The sequence below is a fragment of the Streptomyces sp. NBC_01485 genome, from assembly GCF_036227125.1.
Lineage (GTDB): Bacteria > Actinomycetota > Actinomycetes > Streptomycetales > Streptomycetaceae > Streptomyces.
In genome coordinates this window covers 7,238,072-7,256,300 of record NZ_CP109435.1, presented here as the reverse complement: position 1 = coordinate 7,256,300, position 18,229 = coordinate 7,238,072, and the positions used below count along the sequence as shown (strand labels likewise).

Sequence of the window (18,229 nt, the reverse complement as noted above, 5' to 3'; positions counted from 1 at the left end):
CGGAGGCGAAGGCCGGGCGGACGAGTACGGGGGTGAGTCTCCTGCCGGAGCTGCGCTACCCCACGGTGGCCGAACTGACCTCCTTTGCACGAGCGTTGACCACACACCGGCCCGGCATGTGCGCGCTGCGGCAGGTGGGGGTCTCCCGGGCGGGCCGGCCCCTGCACCTGCTGTCCGTGGGACATGCCCGGCGGGCCGTGCTGGTCGTCGCGGGCGCCCACGCCAACGAGCCGACCGGGGGTTCGACGCTGCTGACGCTCGCCGAACGGGTGCTGTACGAGCGGGAGTTGCGGGACGGCACGTCCTGGCACTTCCTGCTCTGCGCGGACCCCGACGGGGCGAGTCTGCATGTGACCCCGGCGCCGCGCAGCCTGCTGGAGTACCACCTCGGCTTCTTCCGGCCCGCCGTTCCGGAGCAGCCGGAGTGGTCCCCCGCCGTGCTGCCGCCGGACCGGCTGCCACCCGAGACACGGGCGCTGACCCGGGTCATCGACGAGCTGCGGCCCTACCTCCAGGTGACCCTGCACGGCACCGATCTCGGCGGCAGCTGGGTGCAGTTGACGAAGGACATACCGGGACTGGCCGAGCCGTTCGCCAAGTCGGCGGCCCAGTTGCACATCCCGGTGGAGACGGGCGCCTCCGACGCGGTGGGCTGGCCGGCGTCCGGACCCGGCGTGCACGTGATGCCGGCCGCCGGGGCGGACGCGGCGTACCCGAGCATGCCGGACGACGCCCGGCACAGCACCTGGTACCACGCCCACCGCTACGGCGGCCTGACGGCGGTGGTGGAGGTGCCGATGTGGGCGAGCGACATGGTGGACGACCCGGCCCCGCATCCCGACCCGGCCGCGGCGATCCGACGGCTGGCGCGGCGGCTGCTGCGGGACGCGACGGAGGTGGAGCGGATCCTCGTCGAGGCGCTGCCGCGGCTGGAGGGCGTCGACGGGCCCCTGCTGCGGGCGGCCCGGTGGGCGCTGGAGCTGGTGCCGGGGCTGGCCGCGGACTGGACGGACACGCCGCCCGCCGCGACGACGATGGCGTACGTCGGCAGCGTGGACGCCTTCGCCCGCCGGCTGCCGCTGCGGGCGGCGGCGATGCTGTGGCGGGTCCTGCGCGAGAGCGACGACCACGCGGCACCGCGCCTGGAGCGGCTCGTCGAGACCTGGAGCGACGCCTTCGCCTACCGCTTCCGGGCCCGCTGGGTGCCCTTGGAGCACCAGGTCGAGCACCAGTCCCGCACGGTCGTCGCGGCGGCCCTGCACGCCCGCGAACGGACAGCCTAGGGACGGCGTAGGGACGGAGGGGGACCGGGGCGGCTGCGGGCACACGCGCGTGCCCGCAGCCGCCCCGGCCGCCTACCGCCCGGCGGTCCGGCCGGCTCAGACCTCGGGCACCTCTTCGTCGTCCAGGGCGAACACCGCCCCCGTCAGCGCCTCCCGTTCGCAGTCGTTGCCGAAGGTGTGGCGGTAGTCGACCAGGCGGCCGTTCCACCACCCCTCCGCGCGGACGGTGACCGGGGCGTACACAAGGGGGCAGATGCGGCTGCCGTCCCCGGGGACGGCGTTCACGTCCCCGCCGGCCCTCGCCAGGACGTCGCAGGCCTCGGCGGCGCGGGAGTGGCCCTGGGGCGGGTCGCACAGCAGCAGGGTGCCGCGGGTGTCGCCGGACCGGGTGTCGCCACGGGTGACGGTGAGCTGGAGCCAGTTGCCGGGGAGGGCGTCGTCGGAGGCGGCCAGGGCCGGGGCGGCGCCGACGGCGAGGAGGAGGGCGGCCGCGGCCGGCAGGGCGCGCCGCACGGCCTTCGCCGGCCGGAGATCCCGGAGATTGCCGAGATTGCGGAGGTTGTCGAGGAAGTACGTCATTCCCCGTGCATCGGCACGGCGGGCCGGGTACCCCAGTCCGACTCACCCGAACGGGCACCGGCGGGTTCGGCCGCGTACCGCCTGGCCAGTTCGAACGCGGCGAGCACGACCCGCGTCTGGTACTCCGCCTGGCGCGCGACGGGGATCCAGCGCGCCCCGCAGTCGTCGTGGTAGCCGGCGCACCACGCGTCGATGAGCCCGTCCAGCTCCGGCAGCGCACCGCAGGGGTCGTGTCCGGCGCCGGTGACGAGCTGGTGCAGCAGGCCCGCCGTCCGGACGGCGATCCGGCGGCCGGCGATGCGCAGCGCGGTCAGATGGCCGCTGCTGAGCGGTGGGAGCGGGCGGGCCGGGTCGGAGGTGGCGGGGTCCCAGGCGTCCGCGAGGCCGGGGCAGACCAGGAGGTAGTCGTCGACCGGGGCGAGCAGGCGCGCCGCGTCGGGGGCGCCGGCGAGGTGGGGCCGCACGCGCGCGAGGATGCGTTCCAGCACCTGGGCGTCATGGCGCAGGGCGGCGCTCACGGTACGCAGCACCGCGTCCCGGTCGGCGGGCGGCGAGCCGTCCTCGACGGCGGCGACGCCCCACATGGGCGCCTCGACGACCGCCGTGACGGTGCCGTGCCGGTGCGGGTGGTACCAGGTCGACTCGACGGCGGCCTCGGTGATGGCGGCGGCCAGATCGCCCGGGCGCGGCGGCGGGATCCGGTAGACGGCCGGTCCCAGGCGGGGCCAGTACAGGGTGTCGTAGGGCCCGAGTTCGCGGGGGATGCCGAGGCGCGCGGCGGCGTGGGCGACCCGCTGGGCGAGTCCGGGCAGGTCGCGGGTGAGTTCGACGAAGGCGCCGCCGATGTCGACGCCGTGCAGCGAGCACTGGAAGAAAGGTTTCAGTTCGTCCTGGAGACGGAGCAGCGTACGGGTTTCCGGCAGCGCGGCGGCGGCCGCGCCGTCGGGCAGCCACTCGGGCTGTTCCAGGAAACCGGGCCGGAAGAAGTTCCGGAAGTGGCGGCCGAGGCTGTAGGGGCCGGTCAGCCAGCCCTCGTTGCGGCGCAGGCCGTCGGGGTCGAGGCAGAGCAGCAGGTTCCAGGTGGCGTCGGCGCCGACGGTGAGCCGCGGGTCGCCGAGGACGCGGTGGGCCAGCCGCAGGACGGTGGCGCCGCCGACGGGCTCGTTGGCGTGCGGTCCGGCCACCACGAGGGCCTGACGGGCGCCCCGGCCGAGGGAGAGCAGCCACAGGGGCGTGCCCGCGCGGGAGACCCCGACGCGGCGCAGCCGGACGTCCCCGGAGCTGCGGACGGCGAGCGCGGCGGCGCGGGCCGCGAGTTCGTCGACGGTCGGGTAGCGGAGGAGTGGCGGCAGGGCACACCTCCACAAGGCGGCGCCGTCGGGTTCACCTGGCGTGTCTGGTGTACGCACAGTGAGTCATGGGCCCGGGGTACGTCAACACCGCGACGGGGGACGGGACTTGAGCGGGTTCTGGGCACCGTGCCGCCGTGCACCCGTGCACCCGGATCGGTGGACCGGGAGGCGGGTTCAGCTCACGGACAGCCGGAACGCCATCCGCCCGAAGGCGACCTGGTCGCCCTCGCGGACCACGGCCGCGCCGATGACGCGGCGTCCGTTGACGGTCGTGCCGTTGGTCGAGCCGAGGTCGCGCAGCACCCACATCCCGCCCTGGCGGCTGAGTTCGGCGTGCACGCGCGAGACGCTCTCGTGGGTCAGCCGCAGGCCGCTCACGGGGTCGCGGCCGATGCGCAGCGCCTGCTCGGTGCCCGGGTGCGGCAGCAGCAGCTTGGGCAGCCGCTCGGCCAGCCAGGCCCGGCGCAGCCGGACCGTGAAACCGGAGAGCGCCTCGACGCTGCCGAAGACCGCGCGGGACAGGCGGCTCTCCTTGGGCAGATCGGCGGTGAGGACGGCGAGCTCGTCCGAGCGGCGGGCGGTGAGCGCCAGCTCCATGCGCCGGATGAACGTGTCGTGCGACAGCCGCCCCATGGCGACGCCGTCACGCAGCACCTTCAGCGCCCGGTCGCGCTCCGCGTCGGACAGTCGCGCGGGGTACGTGTTGAACTCGAATGACGACGTCACGGTGGTGATTGTCGGTCAGTGAACCCTGGGTGTCCAGAAAACGGGAAAGAGGGTGTCTGCGGAGCGCATCGGTCCGGTGTGGAGGACGATGGCGGTGCTACATCACGGTGAGCAGACGAAGGGGAACCGTCCGTGCAGTTCGAGGTGTGGGCACCGCAGGCCGAACGTGTGACGCTCCAGTGCGACGGCGTCACGCGCGCGTTGGATCGCGATCCGGGACGGGAGGGGTGGTGGACCGGCGAGGCGGAGGCCTCCGACGGCACGCGGTACGGCTTCGCGGTGGACGACGGCCCCGTCCGCCCCGACCCGCGCTCGCGCCGCCAGCCGGACGGCCCCGAGGGGCTGAGCGCGGTCGTCGACCAGGGCCGCTACGCGTGGCGGACGCGGTGGTCCGGGCGCCCGCTGTCGGGCGCGGTCCTGTACGAGCTGCACGTGGGCACGTACACCCCCGAAGGCACCCTGGACGCCGCCGCCGAGCGTCTGGACCATCTCGTCGAACTCGGCGTCACGCACGTCGAGTTGATGCCGCTGTGCGCGTTCCCCGGCCGGCACGGCTGGGGGTACGACGGGGTGTCGCCGTGGGCGGTGCACGAGCCGTACGGCGGTCCCGAGGCGCTGAAGCGGTTCGTCGACCGGGCCCACGAACTCGGTCTGGGCGTGATCCTGGACGTGGTGCACAACCACCTGGGCCCGTCCGGCAACCATCTCCCCGAGTTCGGCCCGTACTTCACCGACACGCACCACACGCCGTGGGGCGCGGCCGTCAACCTGGACGCGCCCGGCTCGGACGAGGTGCGCGCCTACCTGCTGGGCAGCGCGCTGGCCTGGCTGCGCGACCACCGGCTCGACGGGCTGCGTCTGGACGCGGTGCACGCGCTGGCGGACACGCGCGCGTACCCGTTCCTGGAGGAGCTGTCGGCGGCCGTGGACGCCCTCGCCGCGGAGACCGGCCGGCCGCTGTTCCTGATCGCCGAGTCCGACCTCAACGACCCACGGCTGATCACCCCCCGCCGGGCGGGCGGCCTGGGCCTGCACGCGCAGTGGAACGACGACTTCCACCACGCCCTGCACACCGCGCTCACCGGTGAGTCCCAGGGCTACTACGGCGACTTCGCGCGCGACCCGTTCGCCGCGGTCGCCAAGACCCTCACCGGCGGTTTCTTCCACGACGGCACGTACTCCGGTTTCCGGGGCCGGCACCACGGCCGCCCGCTGGACCGCTCCCTCGTGCCCGCGCACCGGCTCCTCGGGTACGCCCAGACCCACGACCAGGTCGGCAACCGCGCCCAGGGCGACCGGCTGTCGGCGTCCCTCTCCCCCGGGCTGCTGGCGTGCGCGGCCGCGTTGACGCTGACCGCGCCGTTCACGCCGATGCTGTTCATGGGCGAGGAGTGGGCGGCGGGCACGCCCTGGCAGTACTTCACCGACCACACCGACCCGGAGCTCGCCGAGGCCGTACGGCGGGGCAGGCGGCGGGAGTTCACGGCGCACGGCTGGGCCGAGGAGGACGTGCCCGACCCGCAGGACCCGGCGACGCGCGAGCGCTCCTGCCTGGACTGGTCCGAGCCGGGGCGCGAGCCGCACGCGCGCGTGCTGGCCTGGTACCGCGAGCTGATCGCGCTGCGCCACGCGCAGCCCGACCTCACCGATCCCGACCTGTCCGACATCAAGGTCGCCCACGACGCGCGAGCCCGCTGGCTGGCCTTCCGGCGCGGCGACGTCCGGGTGGCCGTCAACCTCGTCAGGGAACCGGCCGCGATCCCCCTGGGCCCGCGCCCGGCCCGCGTACTCGCCGCGTGGGACCCGGTGACCACCCCGGGTCCGGACGGACTGCTGCATGTGCCCGGGGAGGCGTGCGTGGTGCTGGAGCAGCAGTGAGGGGCTGCTCCTCGGCTACTCCTCCTCGCCGGCCGCGCCCTCCTCGTCCTCGCGGAGGTCCGTGACCCGTTCCAGCAGGATCGGCTCCCAGGCCCGTAGCAGGCGGGTCCGGGGGAGGGCGAGCGCCTCGGCGGCCCGTGGGCCGGTGTCGTGGGGGTGGACGGGGGCGTGGGCGTCGAGGTGTTCCGCGAGGTGGACGACGGTGTCGCAGCGGGCGAGCCACAGGCCGCGCAGGCACGGTCGGGCGCCGTAGCCGGCGAGGGTGGCGGCACGGACGGCGGCGCCGGAGCCGAGGGCCAGGGCCAGCCCGGCGATGTCCTCGGCGGGGTCCCCGATGACGGCGTCGGTCCAGTCGAGGACGCCGCGCACCCGGCCGTCGGCGCTCACCACGAGGTGCTCGCCCCGCAGGGCGTGGTGGACGAGGACGGCGGCGCCGGGCTGCGTCGCGAACTGGGCCGCGCCGGGCGCGGTGAGCTGGTGGAGGCGGGCGGGGTCGAACTCGTCGGCGCGGGCGAGGCGTTCGGCGGCGGCCACGGCCATCCGGCGCAGCGCCTCCAGGGAGCGCGGGGCGGCGCGCGGCACGCCGAGCGTCTCGGCCTGCCGGGGCGGCACCTCGCGCAGCCCCCTGAGCAGCCCGGCGAGGTCGGCCTCGCCGACGGCCGACACGTCGTGCTCCTCGGCCGTGCCGCCGGGCAGCCTGGTGTCGAGGGTGCAGGCGAGGCCCGGGGACCAGTCGCCGTGCGCGACGCTGCTCGGCACGGCCACGGGGACGTGCGGGCGGACGAGGTCGCGCAGCCGCAGTTCGCGGCGGCGGCGCCGGGTCGCCTCGCGGTCCAGGGCGAGGCGCAGCACGTGGCGGGAGCCGACCCACCAGGTGGTGTGCGCGCCGCCCTCGGTGACGGGCCGTACCTCCGGCCCGAAGCCGCCGGCGACGCCCTCGGCGAGGAGGGCGCGGACCAGTCGGCGGACGGTGTCCGCGGTGGGTGTCGGTGCCTGGGTCATGGTCGCGCCGCTGCCGTTCGGGGTGGGTGCCGGGGACTCCTGGGGGTGGCTCAGTCCACTATGACCAGCTCGCGGGTGGTGTCGTTGAGACGGCGGCCGCCGTCCTCGGTGACGGTGACGATGTCCTCGATGCGGACCCCGAACCGGCCCGGCAGGTACACGCCGGGCTCCACGGAGAAGCACATGCCGGGCACGAGGGGCCGCTCCTCGCCCTCGACCATGTAGGGCGGCTCGTGGGTGGTGACGCCGATGCCGTGTCCGGTGCGGTGGATGAAGTACGCGCCGTAGCCGGCGTCGGCGATGACCGCGCGGGCGGCCCGGTCGACCTCCTGGCAGGCGACGCCGGGCCGGACCGCCCGGAAACCGGCCTCCTGGGCCGCGCGCACGAGGTCGTGGACCCGCCGCTCCTCGTCGGTCGGCTCGCCGACGTGGACGGTGCGGGAGGTGTCGGAGCCGTAGCCGTCCTTGAGGCCGCCGAAGTCGAGGACGACCATGTCGCCGCGCTCGATGACCCGGTCGCCGGCCTCGTGGTGCGGGTTGGCGCCGTTCGGCCCGGAGGCGACGATGGTGAAGTCGACCTGGGAGTGCCCGAACCGGCGCAGCAGGCCGGCGAGGTCGGCGCCGACCTCCGTCTCCCGGCGCCCGGCGAAGGGAACCTTCCGGATCTCCTCGAACGTGGCGTCCGCGGCCGCTCCGGCGGCCGCCATCAGCTCCAGCTCCGCCGTGTCCTTGACGGCGCGCAGCATGGGCAGGGCGTCGGTGAGGGAGGCGTAGGAGGCGGCGGGCAGGGCCTTCTGCAGGCCCAGCAGGTGCATCGCCCAGGCGTTGTCGCTGACCCCGAACCGGCCGCCCGGGTCGAGGAGGCCCGCGGTGGCGGCGTAGGGGTCCTTGCCGTCGGTCCAGTCCCGCAGGGTGAGCGCCGGGGCGCCGGCTCCCTTCGCGGCGTCGGGCGCCTCCAGGGCCGGCACGACGAGGACGGGGTCCCGGCCGGCGGCCAGGACGAGCAGGGTGAGCCGTTCGGTGACGGCGGTGGGCGCGTAGCCGGTGAGCCAGACGAGGTCGGGGCCGGGCGCCACGAGCAGTCCGGCGAGCCCGGCGTCGGCGGCCTCGCGCGCGGCCCGCGTCATACGGGCCCGGTAGTCGTCGGCGGTGAAGGGCGCGGGGGCGGTGCCGGTCATCCGGGCCTCCCAGACAGGACGTGGCGACTGACGTGTGGCGGACATCTTGACATCCTCCCCGGCCTGAAGGCATTCCTCAGCAGAGTCCTGAAGGCCGGGGCATCCTCGGAGGAACCCGGTGACACCGGCGCGGTGACCACGGGCAGCATCCTGCCCGTACGGCGGGGGTCGCGCGAGCCGGTTGCGGAGGTTTCGCACGGGAACACCGCACGGGAACCCCGCGCGCGAACACGGCCGCCTCGGGGTCGGCGGGGTCGAGCGGCGACCCGGCCCGGCAGGAGCCCCACCGGCTCCGCCCGCCTCATGTGACGATGCCGGGGACGACCATCAGCCGCTGGTACCCACCGCTTCGGTGACGCACCGTCACGTCCACCTCCTTACCCGGGCGGACCTCGTCGACGGCCCGGGCGAGGTCCGTCGCCGAGTCGATCCGGGCGCCGCCGAACGTCAGCAGGACGTCGCCGCGGACGAGACCCGCCGTGTAGCCGGGGCCCGGAATGTGGACGGCGACGATCTTCGCCCCCGCCTTCTCCGCGTCCACGACCTCCAGCCCGAGGGTGGCCTCGGCGAGACCCGGCGCCGCGCCGGTCGCCCCGGCCGGAGACGGAACCTGCGCGGAGGGACCGCCCCGGCCGGAGGCGGACCCGGCACCCGGCCCGCCCTGCGTCCCGCGCGTCCCCTGCGCGCCCGGCACGCCCTGCGCCGCCTGCCGCTGCAGTTCGGCCAGTCTGCTGACGCCGATCACGGTCGCCCCCAGGGTGCCGAGTCCGACGCCGGACAGGAGCAGGACGGTGCCGGCGAACAGGCCGAGCAGCAGGGTGGTCAGCCGTCGGCCGCGGCGGCCGGGGGAGGCGTGCGGACGCCGCTCCCGGCCGCCCGGTCCGCCACCGCCGCTGCCACCGCCGGGCTCCTGACCCGGCATGGGCTTGGGACGCAACGCTGTCTGTTCCATGGATCGCCTCCGGCTGGTGCTCTACCCGGCGCACCGGCGCACCACGAGCCACGAACGAGTGACAGTCAGGAGATCATCAGGCGTGGAGCGGGTGCCGTCGGCACGAGGTCCGGCAGGAAACCGTGGGTGCGGCCGGCCAGGAATTCGGACTTGTAGCGGTCGACCTCGCGGTGCCAGTGCAGGATGCCCGACAGCCAGTTCTGCAGGTCGGCGACGTAGTTGCCCATCGCCGCGCGGGCCTCGGCCGAGAGGTCGAAGTCGTCGTAGAGGACGGGCAGTTCGTGGGCGATGACGTGCTCGAACTGCTCCATGCGCTGGGTCATCAGGTCGTGGACGATGCCCAGTCCGGTCGGGTAGTCGCAGCCGAAGAAGTTCTGCACGACGAGGATCGCGTTGTGCAGCTCGCCCTCGTACTCGATCTCCTTCTGGTACGAGAAGACGTCGTTGACGAGGCACGCGTAGTCCACGGCCGCGTTCTCCAGTGAGCGGACGGGGCCGCTGCGGTAGACCTCCGGCGGGATGGCGGGGCCCTGGCCCATGCGGCACAGGCTCAGGGTGAGGTCGGAGCCGAAGGTGGCGCGGCGCATCTCCAGGTAGTCGACCGGGTCGGGGACGCGGTTCAGGAGCTGGTTGGACAGCTCCCACACCCAGCTCTCGGTCATGGCGTCGACCGCCTCGCGCAGGGTGCGCCGCTGGTCGGGGGCCATGTCGGCGGTGGTGCGCGCCCACAGGTCGATCAGGCCGCGTTCCATGCCGTTGACGGGGACGACGGGCGTCTCCTCGCCGTCTACGGGCATGCAGGCCGACAGCCGGGCGGTGGTGAGGCGGGCGGCGGCCAGGTCGCGGCGGGCGCCGAAGACCAGCGGGTAGTAGTCGTCGCCGTAGGTGCCCCAGGCCAGCCAGTGGGCGCTGAGGTCGAGGGCCTCCGGGGTGGCGTCCGGGTCGAGGCCGGCCGAGCACAGCGGGAGGTCGTAGGCGGCGAGTTTGTCCTCGTCCCAGACGCCCTCCTGGAGCATGCCCATCCGGTGCATCCAGGCGGTCAGGCGGGGGCGGCACGCCTCCAGGTGCGGGCTGAGCTCGACCGGGAACGGCATGTGGAAGTCGGGCAGCAGGGACGGGCCGACCGTCTGGAAGGGCACGTGCGCGTACGCGCGCAGGCGTTCGGCGGCGGCCGAGGCGAGCAGCGCGCCGACGTCGGCGGCGGAGGTGCCGGGGCCGGTGAGTTTCTGCCAGGGCGCGTCGGACGTGGCGCCCTGGTTCATGTAGCGGCTGGAGCGCATGTGCCATTCGTGGCCGCCGGACTGCCAGTCCTGGAGCCCCTTGGTGTAGGCGGCGACCGCGAGGACGTCGCCGGGCGTGAGGCCCTTCTCCAGGGCGATCGCGGGCACTTCGGTGAAGGCGGTGTGCTCGAACTGGTGGAGGCGGGAGGTGAGGATGTCGTTGACGGTGTCGGCGGCCTCCTGGGTGGTGCAGCCGAAGAACGTCTCCAGGACGAGGACGCCGTTGCTGTTCTCGCCCTCGTCCTCCACCTCGCGCTGGTAGGAGAACAGGTCGTTGCGCAGGTGCACGGCGTCGGAGAAGGTCTCCATCAGCACGCGCAGCGGCCTCGTTCCGGCGACGGCGGCGGGGACTTCGGCGGTCGCGTACTCCACGAGCCCCGCCGACCAGGGCGCGCCGCCCACCTTGCGGCGCATCTCGATGTACTCGACCGGGTTGGCGATCCGCCCCTCGTCGATGTTGGACAGCTCCCACATCGACTCGTTGAGCAGATGCTCCGTCGCGACGGCGAAACGGCGGCGCCAGTCCTGCGACATGGCCGGCACCGTGCGCGCCCACAGGTCCTTGAGGCCCGCCTCGACCGGGTTCTGCGGCTCGGGCACGGCGGTCGACAGGTCCAGCGGCATGAACAGCGGGAGCCGGTCCAGGTGGGCCTTGCCGGCGGCGCGGTCGGGGGTGCGTTTGAACATGTCGAGGAAGTGGTCGTCGAAGAAGAACACCCACACGTACCAGTCGGTGATCAGCGACAGCGCGGGGCCGTCGCAGTCGGGGTGGGTGTAGGCGCAGAGCAGGCCGTAGTCGTGCGCCTCCAGGTCGGCCTGGTCCCAGATCCCGGACCCCTCCAGCATGCCCATGTCGCGCGCCCACTGCGTGGAGTGGGCCCGCGCCTGTTCGACGTGCGGGTTCAGGCGCGCGGGGTGCGGCATGTAGAAGTGCGGGAGTTCGAACGGTTGCGTCATGGCCGGGCCCTACCCGGGGGCCCGAACCGCCATCCCCGGGGCGGCACATGATCACACCATCGCGTGAATCAACCGAAAGCGGTGAACCGTACGGGAGTCGGCATGTCTCACTCCCGCAGTTGGATCAGCGCGTGTGTCCCGCCGATGCGCCAGCCCTGGCCCTCGGCGGCGACGAGCGCGGCCTCCGTGTCGGCGGCGAGGCCGGTGATCACCTCGGACTTGAGCGTGCGCAGGGCCGCCACCGGGCCGGGGAAGGAGGCGGTGACGTCCGCGAAGGGGGTGGTCGGGGCCCAGCGGCTGTCGCCCACCAGGCGCCGGTAGTTGAGGTCGCCCTTGACGATCGTCAGGCCGGCCGCGGCGAACTCGGCCCGCAGGTCGTCCGGCATCTCCGCGTACGGCAGCGGGGCGGCGGCGAACGGGTGGGCGCGGACCGTCAGGGTGCCGTCCGCCATGGCCGCCCACAGACGCCGGCCGTGGTCGCCGGCCACTCCGCGCGCGCCCGCCAGTTTCCTCAGCGCGTCGACGACGTCGGCCGTCGTGGCGTCGGAGACGTAGTACGGGTACGGCTTGACGTGCAGGACGACCCGGCCGCACCGCCCGTGGGCGAGGAGGTGCGCGGCAAGGAGGAGGTCGGGGATCAGCTCACGGCCCGCGTTGTCGGCCACCAGGCACAAGGTGTCCACGACGGTCCTGGTTCCCGTCTCCGCACCCGGCAGCAGGGACCACAGCTTCTCGCTGTCGTCGGCGACGAGCCCCGGTACGGCGGCCCGTTCCTCGGCCTCGGCGTCGGACAGCCGGAAGCCGAGGTCGGCGCGGTTGCCCCAGAGGGAGCCGTGCAGGAGGGCGCGGTCCCGCTCCTCGACCGGGCGGTCCTCGAGGGTGTCGAGCGCGGCCAGTTCCTCGTCCGTCTCGGGGGCGTTGAGCTCGGCGAGCTTGAACGGGCGGAAGGGGTCGATGCCTTGCCAGGGGCCGGGGCCGAAGTAGCCGACCGCGTCGAGGAGTTGCCGGTAGAAGTAGCTCTCCGACCACAGCCAGGGAACGTCGAACCAGGACCGGCCGGCGTACGCGTCGAGACCCCAGGCCCGCCACCGGTCCCGGTCGTGGGCGTCGGCGGGGAGCGGTTCGATCACGCCCTTGGCGCAGCCCGCCAGCAGCGCGTCCAGGGCCTGGTGGATCTCGGGTCCGTAGGGGAACGCGTCCCGCACCTGCCGGATGATCGCCGGGTGCCGTTCGGCCAGGACGCTGTGCGGGAACGAGCCGGGTTCGTTGCCGAGGATCACGGGCGGGGCGGAGGTGTCGGGCATGCCGATCACCGTATCGCGGGGGCGACTCTCCCGACCGCCCCCGGCCGTACGCGCCCTCTGCCCTCCACCTGCCCTCTACTTGGCGCCCCCGCGCCGCGCCCTGCCGGCCCTCACACCACCGCCATGATCTCCCGCTCCAGTCGCGCCGCGAGGCTCAGATAGCGCGGTCGGCGCGGTACCGGTACCAGGCCCCGGATGAGGACGTGCCACATCTCGGCCATCCGGCGGGGCAGTCGGCCGACGGGTTCGCGGGAGCGGCCGACGACGCGGGTGCCGACGAAGAAACAGACCAGGGAGTGCGCCACGGCGTCCACATCGACGTCCGGATGGATGTCGGACTCCCTGGCCGCGCTGACGAGTCGCCGGGAGATCAGGTCCAGCAACTCCGTGAAGGGGTGCGGCAGGGGCGGCCGGACCGACACTCCCCCGGTGGCGAGCCGTAGGCCGGCCCGGGCGATCGGGCCCTCGACCGACAGGCGCGTCAGACCGAACGTCAGGCGTATCAGGGCTTCGAGGGAGCAGTAGCCGCGGTCGTCGATGTCGCCGGCGACCCGGCGCGCGGCCTGGGACTGCAACTCCATGATGGCGTGGGCCAGATCCTCCTTGGCCGCGAAGTGGAAGTAGAGGGCGCCCTTGGTGACATGGGCGTGCTCGACGATGTCACTGAGGCTTGTCGACTCGTAGCCGTGCCGGTCGAACAGGTCGGCGGCGGCCGTGATGATCGTCGTGCGGGTTTGTTCGGCGCGTAACTGCCTCGCCATCGACTGGTACTCTCCCGGGCGGTAAAGAACGGGTCATGCCGTTTTTTCTTACCCACCGTACACAATAGTTCACCGTACGGCGGTAGTGGGCATGTACGCGAGGACCGCCGACTCCCCCTGCGATCGCCCGACTTGCCCGTGGATCATGGGCCTTCCGGGAGGCAGCCTCCCACAGGAAACGTACCGTGGGCATAGTCGAGAAGACCAGCAAAAAAGACGGGGCGCGCGGTTTCTGCACGCAACTACCGGAGGGTGAAGCCCTGGAGGAGGAGCGTGACACGTGTCATTGAACACCGAGGGACCGCGGGCACGCCCGGCGAACGGTTCCGGAAACAGACGTGAGGCGGGCCGGTCGGTGTCCATCCACACCGTCCGGCCCGCCCGTTCATCGCTCGCGGTGACCGCGAGAGTTCGCTCAGAAGGTCAGCTTCCAGCTGTTGAGCCGGCCCGCGTCCTGCGCGGACGTGTCCTGGACGCGCAGCTTCCAGGTGCCGTTGGCGGTCTCGCTCGAGGCGTTCACCGTGTAGGTGGTGTTGACGTTGTCGGCCGAGTCCGAGGAGCTGGCCGCCTTCAGGCGGTAGGCGGTGCCGTCGGGGGCGATCAGGTCGATCACCAGGTCACCCCGGTAGGTGTGGGTGATGTCGACGCCGACCTGCAGGGCGCTCGGCGCGTTGCCGGTGCGGCCGCTGACGGCGATGGAGGACTCGATCGCGGAACCGTTGTCCGGGATGGCGGCCGTGGTGGTGCTGGAGAAGGTGGTGCCCGCCGTGGAGCCGCCGGAGCCGCTCACGGCCGCCACCGTCCTGGCCGCGTCGGCCAGACCCGCGCCGCAGCCGCCGGAGCAGGCGCCGGGCAAGGCACGGGCGTTGTTCTTGATGGCCGTCTCGATCTGCGCCGGGGTCAGCGCGGAGTTCGCCGACTTCACCAGCGCGGCCAGGCCCGCGATGTGCGGGGCGGCCATGCTGGTGCCCTGGTAGTAGGCGTACGACTCGGTGGACGGCGTCCGGCTGCCGGAGTTCAGCGTGGACAGGATGCCGTTGGCGGTACCGGTGCTGGTCTGGCCGCCGGGGGCCGAGATGTCGACCAGGGAACCGAAGTTGGAGTACGACGCCTTGGCGCCCGCGCGGTTGGTCGCGGCGACCGAGATGACGTTGTTGCAGTTGCCCGGGCTGTGGTTCGCGACGTTCTCGTTGTCGTTGCCCGAAGCCACGACGACGGTCGTGCCACGGCCGACCGCCCCGTTGATCGCGCTCTGGGTCGCGGAGGAGCAGGCGCCGTCGCCGCCGAGGCTCATGTTGATGACCTTGGCGACGTTGCCGTTGGCGGGCACGCCCGAGACGGTGCCGCCGGACGACCAGGTGATCGCGTCGATGATGTCGGAGTCGTAGCCGCCGCACTTGCCGAGCACGCGCACCGGGGAGATCTTCGCGCCGTACGCGATACCGGCGATGCCCTTGCCGTTGTTCGTGACGGCGGCGATGGTGCCGGCCACGTGGGTGCCGTGCCAGGAGGAGGAGCCGGCCGGGACGCCCGAGCCGCACTCGTTGGCGTTGTAACCGTCGCCCGGGTCGGCCGGGTTGCTGTCGCGGCCGTCGCCGTCGACGGAGACCGCGGTGTCGGCGATGAAGTCGTAGCCGCCGACGATGTTCGCGGCGAGGTCGGAGTGCGTGACGTAACCGGTGTCGATGACGGCCACCGTGACGCCGGTGCCGGTCGTCTGGTCCCAGGCTGCAGGAACGTTCATGCCGGCGGTGGACTCGAAGAGGTCCCACTGCTTGGCGTACTCGGTGTCGTTCGGGTCGGCCTTCGGCTTGTTCAGCCGGTCCGGGACGACGTAGGCGACCTGCGGGTCCGCCTGGTAGCGGGCGACGACGTCGGCGACGTCCGCCTTGGAGAGGTCGTCGCCCAGGTCGACCAGGGCGGCGCCGGTGCCGAGACGGCGCTGGAAGTCGACGTCCTCGCCGGCCTGCTTGCCCTTGGCGGCGGCGTCGGCCTCGGCGGCCGGGTTCGACCTGGCCTCGGTGGCACCGGACTTGTAGCCGACGATGAGGCGCTCGGCGGGGGTGCCGGGCGCGGCCTCGGTCTGCGCGGCGGGCACGGCGGAACCCGGGGAGACGGAGTCCTGGACGGCGACGGCCGACGCGGTGGAGGCGGCGGTGAGCAGGGCCGCGGAGACCGCGGCGACGGATATCAGCTTCCGTCGCAGGGCGGGTGACGTGCGCAAGGGCGTGCCTTTCGTGGCCCGCTCCGGACAGGACGGAGCGGCGGTCGATTCGCTTCGGCGTCGAAGCGGCAGGGGGTGAATCGAAAGCAGCGCGGAAGGCCGGCCAGCGCGAGCGTCGACCCCGTCGGGGGTTACCTGTGGATCGACTGTGCAGGAACGATAAGCAAAGAAAGAGTCATGGGTATACAGGGGAAACCCTCGATCCGGCCGGAAACACACCCTTGACGATCAAGACCGGTCAGAGATCGGTCATAGATCGATTAAAGATCGCCCGTTTTGATCCACAACTTGATCCACGACTTGGTCCGCAACTTGGTCCACGACGTGGTCCACGACGTGAACTACCGCTCACCGCACAACGGACGGACGAGGGCGCGCTGAACGCGCCGGGACGCGTTCGCGTACTGACGGCAGACCGTTCCCGCGCCGGCCGAGGAGACGTCCCCGATGCCCCGCAGCACCGCACACCGCACATACCGCGCAGATCGCGCACAACGCGCGTGCCGCGCACGCCGTACCGCGGCACTGGCGGCCGCCGCCGTGAGTCCGCTCCTGTTGGGCCTGTGGGCCGCCGGCCCGGCGCAGGCGCACGGCGCCCCCACGGATCCGGTCAGCCGGGTGTACGCCTGTTCCCCCGAGGGCGGCGCCGACGCGCGGACCGCGGCCTGCCGGGCGGCCGTCGACGCGAACGGCACGTCGTTCGCCGCCTGGGACAACCTGCGGGTCGCGAACGTGAACGGTCGCGACCGGCAGACCATCCCCGACGGGCAGTTGTGCAGCGGCGGTCTGGCCGCGTACAAGGGGCTGGACCTGGCCCGCGCCGACTGGCCGTCCACCCGGCTGACGCCGGGTGGGACGCTGCGGATGACATACGCCTCGACGATCGCGCACACCGGCACGTTCAAGATGTATCTGACGAAGCCCGGATACGACGCGTCGAAGCCGCTCACCTGGTCCGACCTGCCGGAGCGGCCGTTCGCCGAGGTCAAGGACCCGGCGCTGACGGACGGCGCCTACCACCTCACGGCGAAGCTGCCCGCCGACCGGACGGGACGTCAGATGCTGTACACGATCTGGCAGAACAGCAGCACGCCCGACACGTACTACTCGTGCTCGGACGTGGTGTTCTCGGCGGCGGCTTCGGCGAGCAAACCGGAAAGCGAGCCGGCGGGCGGGGCGACGAAGACTCCCGCCGCGGCCACGCCCGAGGCGAGCGCGACGCCGACCCCGGCGGCCGGCACCCCGTCCGCGTCCGGGTCGGCGTCCGCGGCGTCCGACGCCGCTCCCGCGCAGGCCGACGCGGCCGGTGCGGACAGCACCCCGGTGGCGTCCACCGGCACGGCCGACTCCGGACCGTCCGCGCCCATGCTGGCGGGCGGCGCCGCGGCGGTGTTGGTGCTCACCGGCGGCGCCGCCCTGGTCATGCGTATGCGGAGGCGCTGAACTCCGTTCTTACGGCGATCAGTTGACGTTGACGCCCGCGCCACCGTCGGTCACCGGGGCGTACTTCGCGGTGAAGTAGCCGTTGGCGAAGCAGAGCGACGAGCCGGACGCCTTGGCGAACTGCTGGCCGGTGAAGGTGATGCTGTTGTCGGTGTTGCTCGTCGTGCCGGTCAGACTGGCCGCCTGGTAGACGCAGTTGATGCTGCCCAGCAGGGTGCGCAGCACGACCGTGGTCTGGATGGTGGAGCCGCTCGCCGGGGTCACCGTGATGGTGTTGCCCGAACCCACAGTCGCGATGTACGGCATGTTGTTGACCGTGACGCTGGTGACACCGAGCACGCCGATCACGTTCGCGGTGCAGCCGCTGAAGGAGTGCGCGGTGAGCGACTCGGTGGCGGTGCCGGGCGCGGTCGGGTTGTCGGTGACGGTGGCGTTGAACCCGGACGTCGCGCAGGAGACGCCGCTGGTGCCGGTCGCGCTGGAGTACAGCGTGGCGGCGGTGCCGGTGGCCAGGGTCGCGTTGAGGACGTCACCGACGGCGACGTCACCGTTGGCGGTCGTCAGCACCGCGCCGGCCGCGGCGGCCGGGGTGACGGCCGTGAGCGAGAGCGCGGCGACGGTTCCGGCAAGGGCGAGGAGGGAGCGAGAGCGGGTACGCATGCGGGTGCCTCTTTCTCAAGTGGGGCTTTTTTGCGGGGGAGATGGGGGACGCGGGTCGGCGTCCGCCGTTGCCGGTCCGTCACGCCTTCTCCGTACGTGACGGACCGGCAACGGCCTCCGGCCGGTGACCGGCAGGAGGCACTGGCGAGTGCTCCGGCCGGGCCGGGCGGAAGAGGCGACCGGTCGCGGCCCGCCGGGGGGAAGCGGCCGTGCCGGTGCCGTGAAGGGATCGAACTGCGGGACCGAGGGCCCGTACTGGCTGAAAAGAGTCCGGGGCGCGGACGGTGTCGCCGCGCTGCGGATCCGGCGCCACGGATCCGGGCTGGGCCAGGGAGAGTTGTAGACCTGAGGATCAGTCAACGTCAAGACCAAGAGCGGAAGTTGATGATCTGATGGATATTCAAGAGCCGAATATCCGAATATGGGCCGTTGGGGAACCGGGTGGAGCACGGGGTGGAACACGGGTGGAGCACCGGGTGCAGTACCGAACTGAGAACCTGACCCACACGTGGCACAAAATGAACACTCTTTTTCCACATCTCCCTTGACCCGTCGCTGTAACCATCGGTAACTTCCGAGTCGGCTACTGCTGCGTAACGAGAAAGGCCCTACGGCTTCCGGGAGTTGTGAGGAAGCGTGCGCGGCAGCCG

The 18,229-nt window shown here is 72.9% G+C and carries 14 protein-coding genes; 3 read left to right on the top strand and 11 right to left on the bottom strand.

Annotated elements, in window-relative coordinates; all coding sequences use genetic code 11:
• The first annotated feature begins 32 nt into the window (after window positions 1-32).
• Complete coding sequence (locus OG352_RS32860; RefSeq protein WP_329221943.1) at window positions 33-1,283, top strand: M14 family zinc carboxypeptidase; 1,251 nt, start codon at window positions 33-35, stop codon at window positions 1,281-1,283.
• A 96-nt stretch (window positions 1,284-1,379) separates the two neighbouring features.
• On the opposite strand, the gene OG352_RS32855 is transcribed toward OG352_RS32860, so the two are convergent.
• The 3 genes from OG352_RS32855 to OG352_RS32845 form a co-directional block, all read right to left on the bottom strand.
• Window positions 1,380-1,862, bottom strand: a complete 483-nt coding sequence (locus tag OG352_RS32855) for an SSI family serine proteinase inhibitor (protein WP_329221942.1) — start codon at window positions 1,860-1,862, stop codon at window positions 1,380-1,382.
• Window positions 1,859-3,229, bottom strand: coding sequence for a M14 family zinc carboxypeptidase (locus OG352_RS32850; RefSeq protein ID WP_329221939.1), 1,371 nt, complete (start codon window positions 3,227-3,229; stop codon window positions 1,859-1,861). Before OG352_RS32850 ends, OG352_RS32855 begins: the two co-directional genes overlap by 4 nt.
• Window positions 3,230-3,388: 159 nt before the next feature.
• On the bottom strand, window positions 3,389-3,940 hold the full coding sequence (locus OG352_RS32845; RefSeq protein ID WP_329221938.1) for a DUF1707 and FHA domain-containing protein: 552 nt from the start codon (window positions 3,938-3,940) through the stop codon (window positions 3,389-3,391).
• A gap of 132 nt (window positions 3,941-4,072) precedes the next feature.
• Here OG352_RS32845 and treZ point away from each other — a divergent pair, with 132 nt between their 5' ends.
• A complete protein-coding gene (gene treZ / locus OG352_RS32840) occupies window positions 4,073-5,818 on the top strand; it encodes a malto-oligosyltrehalose trehalohydrolase (protein WP_329221936.1) in 1,746 nt (581 codons plus the stop codon).
• Window positions 5,819-5,833: 15 nt separating this feature from the next.
• On the opposite strand, the gene OG352_RS32835 is transcribed toward treZ, so the two are convergent.
• The 7 genes from OG352_RS32835 to OG352_RS32805 form a co-directional block, all read right to left on the bottom strand.
• Window positions 5,834-6,820 (bottom strand): phosphotransferase family protein, encoded by a 987-nt coding sequence (locus OG352_RS32835; protein ID WP_329221935.1) that lies wholly within the window; start codon window positions 6,818-6,820, stop codon window positions 5,834-5,836.
• A gap of 50 nt (window positions 6,821-6,870) precedes the next feature.
• Window positions 6,871-7,998: an aminopeptidase P family protein gene (locus tag OG352_RS32830; RefSeq protein ID WP_329221933.1), complete on the bottom strand. Its 1,128-nt coding sequence runs from the start codon at window positions 7,996-7,998 to the stop codon at window positions 6,871-6,873.
• Between the two features lie 301 nt (window positions 7,999-8,299).
• Window positions 8,300-8,950, bottom strand: a complete 651-nt coding sequence (locus tag OG352_RS32825; protein WP_329221932.1) for a PDZ domain-containing protein — start codon at window positions 8,948-8,950, stop codon at window positions 8,300-8,302.
• A 65-nt stretch (window positions 8,951-9,015) separates the two neighbouring features.
• Complete coding sequence (gene cyc2, locus OG352_RS32820) at window positions 9,016-11,187, bottom strand: germacradienol/geosmin synthase Cyc2 (protein ID WP_329221930.1); 2,172 nt, start codon at window positions 11,185-11,187, stop codon at window positions 9,016-9,018.
• A 107-nt stretch (window positions 11,188-11,294) separates the two neighbouring features.
• Complete coding sequence (locus OG352_RS32815; protein ID WP_329221928.1) at window positions 11,295-12,491, bottom strand: damage-control phosphatase ARMT1 family protein; 1,197 nt, start codon at window positions 12,489-12,491, stop codon at window positions 11,295-11,297.
• Between the two features lie 110 nt (window positions 12,492-12,601).
• The gene (locus OG352_RS32810; RefSeq protein ID WP_329221926.1) at window positions 12,602-13,252 is read right to left on the bottom strand and encodes a ScbR family autoregulator-binding transcription factor; all 651 of its coding nucleotides are present in this window, start codon (window positions 13,250-13,252) and stop codon (window positions 12,602-12,604) included.
• 415 nt (window positions 13,253-13,667) lie between these two features.
• Window positions 13,668-15,476, bottom strand: coding sequence for a S8 family peptidase (locus tag OG352_RS32805; RefSeq protein WP_329221924.1), 1,809 nt, complete (start codon window positions 15,474-15,476; stop codon window positions 13,668-13,670).
• Between the two features lie 447 nt (window positions 15,477-15,923).
• Between OG352_RS32805 and OG352_RS32800 the strand changes: the two genes are divergently transcribed.
• Window positions 15,924-16,919: a lytic polysaccharide monooxygenase gene (locus OG352_RS32800; RefSeq protein ID WP_329221922.1), complete on the top strand. Its 996-nt coding sequence runs from the start codon at window positions 15,924-15,926 to the stop codon at window positions 16,917-16,919.
• Between the two features lie 18 nt (window positions 16,920-16,937).
• Here the strand turns inward: OG352_RS32800 and OG352_RS32795 are convergent, their stop codons facing one another.
• Window positions 16,938-17,579 carry a Tat pathway signal sequence domain protein gene (locus tag OG352_RS32795; RefSeq protein WP_329221921.1) on the bottom strand — a complete coding sequence of 214 codons (642 nt, stop codon included), beginning with the start codon at window positions 17,577-17,579 and terminating at the stop codon, window positions 16,938-16,940.
• Window positions 17,580-18,229 lie beyond the last annotated feature (650 nt).